This window comes from Prosthecobacter sp. (assembly GCF_020439865.1).
Taxonomy (GTDB): Bacteria; Verrucomicrobiota; Verrucomicrobiia; order Verrucomicrobiales; family Verrucomicrobiaceae; genus Prosthecobacter.
Genome location: NZ_JAGRPF010000177.1, coordinates 1 through 11043, shown reverse-complemented (window position 1 = coordinate 11043; position 11043 = coordinate 1). Strand labels below are relative to the sequence as shown.

Below are 11043 nucleotides of genomic sequence, written 5' to 3'. Positions count from 1 at the left end.
CGCCACGGTCACGGAGATCTACGACTACCTGCGCGTGCTCTATGCCGTGGCCGGTCAGCCGCACGACCCAAAAACGGGCGAAAAACTCCAGCGCAGCACGCCGCCGGAGATTGCGGACAAGGTGCTCGCGCTCGGAGAAGGCACCCGCGTGGTCGTTCTCTCCCCCCAGACTCCGGCCAATGGCACTGCCACACGTGCGTTGTTTGAAAAGCTCAAGCGCCAGGGCTTTGTCCGAGTGCGCCTGAATGACGAAATCGTCGAGATCGAAGATTCGCTCAAACCGGCCGCTCACGACCAGCATCAGGTGCAGATCGTCATCGACCGCCTCGTCGTTCGGCCTGACTCGCGTCAGCGGCTTATGGAGGCGATCGAAAGTTCCCTGCATTGGAACGAACATCAGGTGCAGTTCCTTGTGAACCTCGACGGCAGCGAGGAAATTCTCAGCTACACCACGGAGTTCGCGAATCCGAACACCGGATACGTCATCGAGCGCCTGACACCGCAGCATTTCTCCTTCAACACCCATCTCGGCGCCTGCCCCGCCTGCGAAGGCACCGGCACGACGCCGAAGCCTGATCCCACGCTGCTGGTGCCCGACGAGACCAAGTCGCTCGCCGAGGGCGCCATCAAGGCCTGGTGGGCGCGGCATCCGAAGGTCAAAATGATCTTCAATCAAAGCATCGAGGCACTGGCGAAGCACTTCGAGGTGTCGATGGATGCACCCTTTAAAGCCCTGCCTCAGGCGTTTAAAGACGCGTTGTTCCATGGCACGGGCGATGTTGCGATCAGCACCGGCTGGAAGAAGTCTGACAACAAACGCAGCGTGGCCAAGCCCTTCGAAGGCCTGCTGCCGGAAATCGCCCGCATGTATCAGCATGCCGAGAGCGATGCGCTGCGCTCCGCACTCTCGCGGCTCATGAATCCCCAGCCCTGCGCCGTTTGCGAAGGCAAGCGTCTCAATCCGCAGTCGCTCGCCGTTCGATTGAGTTCGCAGGAGAAGGAACTCAATATCCACGAAGTCACCGCCCTACAGATTCGCGATGCCCTCGACTGGATGCGGGGACTCGAAGTCACCGAACAGCAGAAAGTCTATGTCGGCGAATTGCAGCGGGAGATCGTGAAGCGCATCGAGTTTTTGGAGCAGGTAGGACTCGGATATCTGGCGCTCAATCGCGAGAGCGGCACGCTGTCCGGCGGCGAAATGCAGCGCATCCGTCTCGCTTCGCAAATCGGAGCCGGGCTGGCAGGCGTGCTCTACGTGCTCGACGAGCCGAGCATCGGACTGCACCCCAGTGACAACGAGCGACTGATTCAAACGCTGCTGCGCCTGCGCGATCTCGGCAACACGGTGCTCGTCGTCGAACACGACGAAGCCACAATGCGCGCGGCGGATCACATCATCGAGCTTGGTCCCGCCGCCGGCCCGCACGGCGGAAAAATCATCGCGCAGGGATCGCCCGCACAAATCGCCGCCAATCCGAAATCCATCAGCGGCGGTTACCTCAGCGGCAAAGTTCACATTCACGCCACTGCGCTGCCACAAACGCTCTTAACCGAGAGCCAGGAACGCAAAACCAAGAACTCATTAACGATCCACGGCGCCACCGCCCACAATCTGCGGAACGTCACCGCGTCCTTCCCGCTCGGCAGTTTCACCTGTGTCACCGGCCCGTCCGGCAGCGGCAAATCGACGCTCGTCGATGACATTCTCATGCGAGCCCTGCGCCGGCATTTCTACGACGCCAAGGACATCCCGGCCGCCCACGAGAGCATCAGCGGCATCGAACATCTCGACAAAGTCGTCGTCATCGATCAGTCGCCCATCGGTCGCAGTCCGCGCTCAAATCCCGCCACCTACACCGGTGCGTTCGGCCCGATCCGCGAACTCTTTGCGCAGTTGCCTCTCTCCCGCGTTCGCGGCTATGGTGCAGGACGATTCAGCTTCAACACACCCGGCGGCCGCTGCGAGAAATGCGAAGGCGATGGCGTGATCAAAATCGACATGCATTTCCTCGCCGATGTCTATGTGACCTGCGAATCCTGCAAAGGACGCCGCTATGGCGCGGAGACGCTCGAAGTGACTTTCAAAGGCAAGAACATCGCCGACGTGCTCGACATGACCGTCAGCGAAGCCGCGCGATTCTTCGGCAAGAACAACAGCATCGCTCCCAAGCTCCGCACGCTGGAGGACACGGGGCTCGGCTACGTCAAACTCGGCCAGAGCGGTGCCTCGCTTTCCGGCGGCGAAGCGCAGCGCATCAAGCTCAGCAGCGAACTCGCCAAACGCAGCACCGGCCGCACACTCTACGTGCTCGACGAACCCACCACCGGCCTGCACAGCGCCGACATTCAAACCTTGCTCGGCGTTTTGCTCCGCCTCCGCGACGCAGGCAACACGCTCATCGTCATCGAGCATCAAATCGATGTCATCCGCTGCGCCGACTGGATCATCGACCTCGGCCCCGGCGGCGGCAGCGAAGGCGGATACATCGTCGCCTCCGGCACACCGCAGGAGATCGCCAGAGACAAAAAAAGCGTTACTGGCAGGTTTCTACAGACACCCGGCTAGACGTATGACACGCGACCCGAAGCCCTCTGCCCTTAACAAATGACCGCACCTGGAACCAATCATCTCGCAGCCCACGTGCGCGGCATCTCCAAAAGCTTCGGCGACGGCGGTTCGCGGCTGCAGGTGCTGAAGGAGATCGACCTTGAAGTTCGACGTGGCGACATCACGATGCTCGTAGGACCTTCAGGGTGCGGCAAAACAACGCTCATCAGCATCATCGCGGGCACACTGGTGGCGGATGCGGGTGAATTGAACGTGTTTGGCCACGACTTGCGCAAAATGTCCACCGCGGCGATCACGCACTTCCGGTCGAAGTACATCGGCTTCATCTTCCAGTCCTTCAATCTCATCCCGACACTCACCTGCGCGGAGAATGTGAGCGTTCCCCTGCTGATTCAGGGCGTGTCGCCCTCCAAGGCAGAGAAGCGGGCCAAGGAGGTGCTGGAACAGGTGGGACTGGCGGACCGCTTCAAGAACCGGCCGTCACAGCTTTCCGGCGGGCAACAACAGCGCGTGGCCATCGCCCGTGCGCTGGTGCATGAACCGCAGTTGATCATCTGCGATGAACCGACGGCGGCGCTCGATGCAAAGAACGGTCACGTGGTCATGGAGCTGTTCGAGCACGTGGCCCGCGGCAAGGAACGCGCGGTATTGATCGTGACGCATGACAACCGCATCTTTCATCATGCCAACCGCATCGCCAGCATGGACGACGGAAGGGTCGTGGAGGTTCACGACGTGGATGAAGACCATCCTCCACCCGAGCATCTGAAGCATGTGGAACGGCTGTAATCGCCGTGCCTCTCAGGCCTCGGGCGGCTCCTCGTTGGCTTTCGGCTTCATGTCAGGAAGTGAATCCAGATAAAGCGCCTCGACCTTGTCCCGTGCCCACTGCGTGCGGCGCAGGAAGGTCAGGCTCGACTTGATGCTGGGATGCCAGTTGAAGCAGTTGATCGGAATCATGCGACCAAGCATCTCCCAGCCGTAATGATCGACGAGCTGCGTCACCATCATCTGCAGGGTGATGCCATGAAGCGGATTCTTGGGACCGGCGGCGTGCATGATGAGTCAATGGGTTGAGGTCATTCTTCCGGGACTTCTCCCGACTTCGCGGCTTTGACGATCTTGGCCTGGGCTTTGGCGTTCAGCGGCTGCACTTTGACATATTCGCCGTCGAAGTAGGCGCGGGCGCCATGGTAGTAACCGGTGTTCGCACCGACGACTTCAAGTTTTCGATCTCGGAAGATGAAGCTGAGATTCGTCTCATCGGTCTTGTCCTTGTCGATCCCTTTGTCGCTGTACCACCCGATGTTCTGGTTCCAAACGGCAACGCCCGCAAGTCCGCCGATGTGAGAGGTCGGACCACGAACGCATTCGATCACGAAGTGCAGATGCCCCTCACGCTCGACGACCTCGATGCGGCCACCGTAGCTGTCGGTCCAGACACCAGTGAGTGTTTCGTCCGCCCCTTCGCGAATGATTCCCTTGAGCCATTCGGTGCGGTCTTCTGCCAAACCGGCCGCAGCTTCGAGATACTCCGGCGCATCGAGGGACAGTTCGCCCTGTGCATCCGCACCCGTGTACATCGGCGAGCGCGCCAGATAATCGCGATGCTCCACCCAGGCGCGCTGGGATTCCTTGAGCGCGTTAAACTCCGTCTCTGGCAACGCCTTCTTCGCCGCCGCCCATGCGTCGTTCAGGGCACGATCCGCCTTTTCGAAAAGAGCTTTTGCCTCCTTGGCACCGAGCTGCTTTTCCTGAGCCACTCCTGAGGAGACAAGCAAGGCTGTGAGCAGCACAATGAGAAGTGAAATCGCGTTTCGCATGTGCTGTCAGAGTAGTCGCGACCCTCACGTCGTCCACGGTTTCCCTGCGGTAATTTCGGGGTCTTGATCTTCAATACCTCGGCCATTGGAGAAACCGGATCGTTTCTTGCCTCAGGACATTTTGCTTCTAGCCTCAGCCGTCACCGATTTTTCGCCCTCATGAGTCTCTACGATCAATTCATCCAATGGATCAGCAGTTTGAACGTGCAGCAGGTTGTGGACTGGCTGAAGAATCTGGACTGGAGCCGGGTGCTGCCCGAGATCACGGGCAAGTTCATCGGCTTTCTACTCGGTTTCGGAGCGAGCTGGTTTCTGCTTTTCCGCAGACATTTGAAGGCGCTGGACCGCCTGCGCCGGGGCGACTCGGATGATGTTCTTTTCCAGGCCCACTTCCTCGCGCCGGTTCCGGGCTCGGACAAATACGTGCTCATCTTCCGCAACCTGATGCCCAGCACCACGGTGAACGATCTCTATGACAACCCGGCGGCGCGGAAGATCGTGCGCGAGCTGGCGGACTACACCACGCTGCGAAAGCCGGTGCTGCGCACCGAAGGCCTGCTGGGCTTTGAAGTGCTCAACGACGCCTTCAATCACATCGCCGGTCATCTGGCCACCACGCCGTTCCCGCGTGAGACGTGGATGTTTGCCATGACCTGCGAAGACCGTCAGGTGGTAAGGCGCAAATGCGTGCGCTGCTTCCTCGTCCGCCCCGCCGAACTGGAGCGCTTCAAGAGCTGGCGCTGGTGCCGCGATAACGTGGTGTGCGAGCAACCCTGGCATTGGTATCGCATCGTCGCGCTGCATCAGCTCGCCACCGAATGGCAGCAGGAGGAACAGGCCGCGCAGAATCCCTCCCCCAAGACGCAGGGCATGCCGCTGGTGGACAAGCATGCAACACACCGTCGCATCCGCCCGCTCTCCGCCGGTATCTTCACCAACGAGAAACCCGTGGGTCCTCCGGTGGACATCGCCTGGCCTGCGCAGGAATGGGAGCTCAAAAAAATGGGGCTCGATCTCAACGCCGAAGTCCCGCCAGCAGCCTGATCACCACGAGCAGTCCGACGAGGCCCAACCCGATACGCCAGTCGAGCCGCACGGGCCTCTTCTCCGACTTCTCCTCTGTCTTGCCCTCGATCTTCACCGTCTGTGGCAGCAGATCGGCGATCTGACTGAGTTCCGGCAGCTGCTGGCCGGGCATCGCCTGCGCTTTGACCATCTTCTTCCAATCCACCGCCATCACAATGTCCACCCCAGGGTTTTGCTCCTTCACCTGGCATGAGCAGGAGCCGATGAGGAACTGGGCGGCGTGATCCACGGTCTCCACCTTGATGCCTTTGCCGACGAGTGCATAGAGCACCCTGCCCTGTCCGAAAATTGGAAACACCATCGGCTCGTTGTAGTCACGCAGATCCGGCTCGCTCGCGAGCAGCATGGCCACAAAGGCGCTCTCGGCGGCATCATCCCGTTTCAGTCGCAGCGTGGAGAACGCGAGCCGCAAACCGTCGCCAGGAATCGAAACGAGGCCGTTCTTGATGTCCTGCGCGTCGAGCGCGGGAAGTTCCATCACACCGCCGAGGTATTCGAGGCGTTCGTCTATAAACTTCGCCGCCACATCGTCCTTCCCCTTGTCACCGCACTCCAGCATCACCCACACAGCGCTCTCGCCGTTCGCGAGGCGCTCGGCGATGTCCCGACGTGCGGGTGAATCCACCAGCAGCTTTGCATTTGCCTCCGAGTAATCGGCGGACCAGATGATCTGATCGTTGCGCATCGAAACCGGCTGACGCAGTTCGATTTTGCCAGTGTCAGCTTCCGTAATGTTGAAGTTTCCCTGCAGCTTCACGCCTTTCGGCACGGTCACGCGATACGCGTCTGCCGCCCAGTGCTCCAGCGCATAGCGAAACACCGGCACCGAGCACGCAAAGGCGGAGGTGGCGGCAAAAACAAAGACGACAAAGGAACGGCGCAGCATGGAAGTCAGACAATACGCACCGGATCGGATGAAATCGCGACCGCACATGCGTTTTAGTCCGACCATGCGCCCGCTTTTGTTCCTCCTCGCTCTGTCCACCGCTCACGCCGACTGGCCCACCTACCTCCACGACGCCTCCCGTGTCGGTGCCACAACGGAGGAAGTGAAACTGCCGCTGCAGCCCGCCTGGACCTTTGAATCACCCACCGCGCCCAAGATGGCATGGGCGGGCGAGGACGGTCGCGTGATCGAAGGACATGAGCTCTTCAATCGCATCCGCTTTGACGACGTGTTTCATGTCGCGATCAGCGACGGACGCGTTTATTTCGGCTCCTCGGTCGATGGACGTATTCTCTGCCGAGATCTGGCCACCGGTTTGGACAAGTGGTCGTTCTTCACCAACGCCCCCGTCCGCCTGGCGCCGACGATCGCGAATGGGAAAGTCTATGTGGGTTCGGATGACGGCTACGCCTACTGCCTTGATGCGAAGAGCGGCACGCTTGTCTGGAAACTCCGCGCCGGTCCGCATGACGAGCGCATTCTCGCCCGCGGACGCATGATTTCACGCTGGCCGGTGCGCACGGGCCTGCTGGTGGATGACGGCATCGCGTATTTCGGCGCAGGCGTGTTTCCGCATGAGAAAGTCTTCATCTACGCCGTCGATGCCGCCACGGGAAAGGTCATCTGGAAGAATGACGCCATCAGCGAGAAGGACGCGGGACGAAACGACCTCTCTCCGCAGGGCTACCTTCTTGCGACGAAAGACATTCTCTTTGTCCCCTCGGGCAGATCACTCGCAGAGTCGATTGATCGCAAGACGGGCGAACCCATCGCCAAAGCAGAACCAAGCTGGCGCGGTGACGCTGGCGGTCCCATCGGCGGCACGCAGGCCTTCCTCGCGGACGATCAGATCTATGCTGTCGGCGAACATCACATCCTCGCGCTCGATCAGGAGAAGCAGAAGTCCGGCTTTGGCTGGTTCAATGGAACACAGATGACGCTGGCCGGAGACATGGCCTACATGGCCAATGGCGTGAAGATCACCGCCGTGGACCGCATCAAGCACGCTGAAGGCACGCGCATCCGTCATGCTCATGAAATGGCTATCGCAAAGCTCAGCGCGGAATTGAAAAAGCACCCCGCCCTCGCCGAGGCGAAAAAATTTCAAGCCGCCGAATCGGCCACACGCAAGGTCAAGGAAGCAGCTGAAAAGGACCCCACGCCCGAAAATCAGGCAGCGCTGCAAAAGGCCCAGACCGAACTCGCCGCTGTCGCCGCGAAATACGAACCTCTGCGCCTCGCCTACAAAGCGAAGCAGGATGAAAGCGCCAAGCATAAGGCCGATCTCGCCCAGGCCGCCGATGTGGGTGTAAAATGGTCGATCGAGGCGCCGCATGAGGCTGCGCTGGTGCTCGCCGGAAAAACGCTTTTCGCTGGTGGAAAAGATGAAGTCATCGGCATCGACACCGAAACCGGCAAGATCATCTGGAAGGCACCGGTGAAGGGACTTGCTCGCGGCCTGGCTGTTTCTGACGGACACCTCGTCGTCAGCACGACCACGGGACAAGTCCATGTGTTCGGCGAGAAAGCCGTGGAGCCGATTGCCGAGAAAAAGAGCAACGATTTTCCGTCGGACGCTGCACACGCGAAAGCTGCAGAGGCGATTTTGAAGCAGACCGGCATCCGCAAAGGCTTCTGCATCGTGCTCGGCAACGACAAGGGTGCGCTCGCCTACGAACTGGCGAAGCGCAGCGAGTTGATCATCTTTGGGGTCGATGCGGACGAAAAGAAGGTGGCCGAATCACGCTTGGAACTCCTCGCCACGGGTTTGTATGGACCGCGGATTACGGTCGATCACCTCGATCTCGCGATGATGCCGTATTCGAGCTACTGCGCCAATTTGATCGTGAGTGACAGCGAGGAACCTGTCGGCGTTCCGGTCGATGTGGCGCGGCATTTGAAACCGATCGGCGGCAAGTTCTGCTTCAAGGCATCACCGAAGACCGATGCGTGGCTCGCTGAAACCAAACTCACCGACGAGAAAGCAAAGATTGCGACCAAGGATGGCTGGAGCGTGCTCACACGTGCGACGCTTCCCGGTGCCGGGGCCTGGTCCCATCAATACGGCAACGCCGCCAACACCTCGAGCACTGACGACCGTCGCATCAAGGGCGGACTGAGTGTGCTGTGGTATGGCGATCCCGGTCCGGGCCAGGTGATCAACCGTCACGACGGTGCGGTGGGACCGATCTCGACCAACGGCCGTCTTTTTGTGCAAGGCCAGGACAGCGTGCTGGCCTACGACGCCTACAACGGCCAGTTCCTGTGGGAAACGAAGAACCCGGGCGCGATGCGCACCGGCGTCTTCAACGCCCGCGAACCCGGCAACATGGCCGCGAGCGACGACCACCTCTTCATGCTCATGGAGGACGAGTGCATTCAATTCGATGCCGAAACAGGCAAGATCGTGCGCACACTGAAAATTCCCGGCGCAGGCACGAAGAAGGATCTGCAATGGGGCTACATCGCCTACGCCGACGGCCTGCTCTATGGCACCGAGACCGAACGTGTCGAGAAGGCCAGCGAAGTCGCCCGCCGCGGCAAGAGCGGCTCGATCTCGACGGATCGCATCTTCGCCTATGACGTGAAGAGCGGTGCGCTCAAATGGAGCTATCAGGGCAAGCACATTGCCCATCAAACCGTCGCGATCGGCGATGGCAGCGTTTTCTTTATCGACGCTTCGCTCACGCCGGAACAGCGCCAGCTTCTGCTCGCCCAGGACAAGACCGAACTCGCCAAGCTCGAAGGCAAGGACCGTGAACTCGCCGAAGACCGCATCAAAAACAATGACCTGCGTCTGGCCGTGGCGCTCAACGCCAAAACCGGCAAGCAGCTCTGGGCGAAACCGGTGGATGTGACCGACTGCAGCGAGATCGGCATCGGCGGCGGTGCCCTGACGCTGATGTATCACAACGGCCACATCGTGCTCGGCGGCGCGAACGCGAACGGCCATTACTGGGAGCAGTTCTTGAAAGGTGAATTCGCACGCCGTCGCCTCGTCGTGCTGGATGCGAACAAGGGCGACAAGCTCTGGGCCAAAGACGCGAACTACCGTCACCGCCCCGTGGTGATCGACAACGAAATCATCGCCGAACCCTGGAGCTACGACCTCTACACCGGCATGCAGAAGATGCGCACGCATCCCATCACCGGTGAGCAAACGGCGTGGATGTTTGCCCGCCCCGGCCATCACTGCGGCGCCATCTCCGCCACGCCCAACATGATGTTCTTCCGGTCCAAGTTCACCGCGTTCTACGACCGCGACAGCGACAGCGGCACGGAACACTTCGCCGGTCATCGCCTCGGCTGCTGGATCAACACGATTCCTGCCAACGGTCTCGTCATGATCCCCGAAGCGAGCGCCGGATGCGTCTGCCTTTTCTCCATCGCCAGCACGGTGGTCTTTGAACCGCGTGACGACCGCATGAACTGGGGCGTTTACAGCGCCGACGGCGCCTCGCTTCCCGTGCAGCACATGGCGCTGAATCTCGGTGCTCCCGGTGACCGCCGCGATGCGCATGGGAAGCTCTGGCTCGGCTATCCGCGCCCCAGCTCACGTGCCGGCATCGACCTGCCGCTCGATTTCAAATCGAAGGATCCGGCAGCGAAGGCGGGCATTGCCTACAGCTACAACGAAGAAAGCCATCCCGTTTCCGGTCATGACACGCCGTGGATCTTCACCAGCGGTCTGCGCGGCCTCACCCGCCTCGAGATTCCTGTCCTCGCCAAAGACCAGCCTTCCGCGACTTACACGGTGAAACTCATGTTCACCGCCCTCGAAGACGACAAGCCCGGAAAGCGCGTCTTCGACGTGAAGCTCGGCGACAAGGTGGTATTGAAGTCATTCGATCCCGCAACACGCAAGGGAGCCGTGGTGGAAGAGTTCACCAACATCCCTGCGACGGAAAACCTCGTCGTGGAACTCATCCCCGCGAGCCCTGACATGGAGCCCCTCCTCAACGGCCTCGAAATCCTGCGCACAAACGCCAAGGAGATCACGGGAGGCGTGGCGGAGAGATAAATCCGTTTCCAAAGCACATCTAATCCGTCCGCTTCTTCTTGAGCACCTCCTCAACCTCCGACACAGGCAGGCAGTTGATGATGTCCTTGCGGGTGAGCCAGCCTTTGCGGGCGGCTTTGATGCCGTAGATCACGGCTTGCAGGCCGTGGGTGCTGTGGGCGTCGGGATTGATGCTGCATTTGACGCCTTTCTCCTTCGCGAGCTTCCACCAGCGCCAGTCCATGTCGAGACGCCAGGCGCTGGCGTTGAGCTCGATGATGGTGCCGGTTTCAGCGGCGGCCTCGATCACGGCGGCGACATTCACGTGGTAGGCCGGACGCTGGAGCAGCAGACGGCCAGTGAGGTGGCCGAGCATGGTGACATGCGGGTTTTCGATGGCACGGATGATGCGCTTCGTCATCTCGGCCTCGGGGAGGTTGAAGACGTTGTGCACGGAGGCGACGACGTAGTCGAGCTGCGCCATGATCTCGTCGCTGAAGTCGAGGCTGCCATCCTTGAGGATGTCCACCTCGCTGCCGGCAAAGAGGCGGAAGCCTTCCTCGGCGAGCTCTTCGTTCAGTTCTTTGATCTCCTTGATCTGCGCCAGCAGTCGTTT

The 11043-nt window shown here is 60.5% G+C and carries 8 protein-coding genes; 4 read left to right on the top strand and 4 right to left on the bottom strand.

The features are described from left to right. Together uvrA and KDL09_RS20370 are read left to right on the top strand one after the other, a co-directional pair. On the top strand, positions 1 to 2569 hold a 2569-nt coding region (gene uvrA / locus KDL09_RS20375; protein ID WP_294389238.1), incomplete at its 5' end, for an excinuclease ABC subunit UvrA. A gap of 39 nt (positions 2570 to 2608) precedes the next feature. Then, complete coding sequence (locus tag KDL09_RS20370; RefSeq protein ID WP_294389236.1) at positions 2609 to 3361, top strand: ABC transporter ATP-binding protein; 753 nt, start codon at positions 2609 to 2611, stop codon at positions 3359 to 3361. Between the two features lie 12 nt (positions 3362 to 3373). Here the strand turns inward: KDL09_RS20370 and KDL09_RS20365 are convergent, their stop codons facing one another. Next, positions 3374 to 3631, bottom strand: a complete 258-nt coding sequence (locus KDL09_RS20365) for a VF530 family protein (protein WP_294389234.1) — start codon at positions 3629 to 3631, stop codon at positions 3374 to 3376. 20 nt (positions 3632 to 3651) lie between these two features. Continuing rightward, a complete protein-coding gene (locus tag KDL09_RS20360; RefSeq protein WP_294389232.1) occupies positions 3652 to 4395 on the bottom strand; it encodes a lysozyme inhibitor LprI family protein in 744 nt (247 codons plus the stop codon). A gap of 159 nt (positions 4396 to 4554) precedes the next feature. Between KDL09_RS20360 and KDL09_RS20355 the strand changes: the two genes are divergently transcribed. After that, positions 4555 to 5439 carry a hypothetical protein gene (locus tag KDL09_RS20355; RefSeq protein ID WP_294389231.1) on the top strand — a complete coding sequence of 295 codons (885 nt, stop codon included), beginning with the start codon at positions 4555 to 4557 and terminating at the stop codon, positions 5437 to 5439. Here KDL09_RS20355 and KDL09_RS20350 read toward each other — a convergent pair. Further along, positions 5411 to 6367 carry a hypothetical protein gene (locus KDL09_RS20350; protein ID WP_294389229.1) on the bottom strand — a complete coding sequence of 319 codons (957 nt, stop codon included), beginning with the start codon at positions 6365 to 6367 and terminating at the stop codon, positions 5411 to 5413. The genes KDL09_RS20355 and KDL09_RS20350 overlap by 29 nt on opposite strands. Before the next feature lie 64 nt (positions 6368 to 6431). On the opposite strand from KDL09_RS20350, the gene KDL09_RS20345 reads away from it, so the two are divergent. Next, the gene (locus tag KDL09_RS20345; RefSeq protein ID WP_294389227.1) at positions 6432 to 10448 is read left to right on the top strand and encodes a PQQ-binding-like beta-propeller repeat protein; all 4017 of its coding nucleotides are present in this window, start codon (positions 6432 to 6434) and stop codon (positions 10446 to 10448) included. Positions 10449 to 10467: 19 nt separating this feature from the next. Here the strand turns inward: KDL09_RS20345 and KDL09_RS20340 are convergent. After that, the coding region (locus tag KDL09_RS20340; protein ID WP_294389225.1) for a PHP domain-containing protein at positions 10468 to 11043 on the bottom strand (576 nt) is incomplete at its 5' end.

Bases quoted from the DNA above. Each gene is read 5' to 3' on its own strand.
- KDL09_RS20370 (WP_294389236.1), top strand. From the start codon at position 2,609: ATGACCGCACCTGGAACCAATCATCTCGCAGCCCACGTGCGCGGCATC.
- KDL09_RS20365 (WP_294389234.1), bottom strand. From the start codon at position 3,631: ATGCACGCCGCCGGTCCCAAGAATCCGCTTCATGGCATCACCCTGCAG.
- KDL09_RS20360 (WP_294389232.1), bottom strand. From the start codon at position 4,395: ATGCGAAACGCGATTTCACTTCTCATTGTGCTGCTCACAGCCTTGCTT.
- KDL09_RS20355 (WP_294389231.1), top strand. From the start codon at position 4,555: ATGAGTCTCTACGATCAATTCATCCAATGGATCAGCAGTTTGAACGTG.
- KDL09_RS20350 (WP_294389229.1), bottom strand. From the start codon at position 6,367: ATGCTGCGCCGTTCCTTTGTCGTCTTTGTTTTTGCCGCCACCTCCGCC.
- KDL09_RS20345 (WP_294389227.1), top strand. From the start codon at position 6,432: ATGCGCCCGCTTTTGTTCCTCCTCGCTCTGTCCACCGCTCACGCCGAC.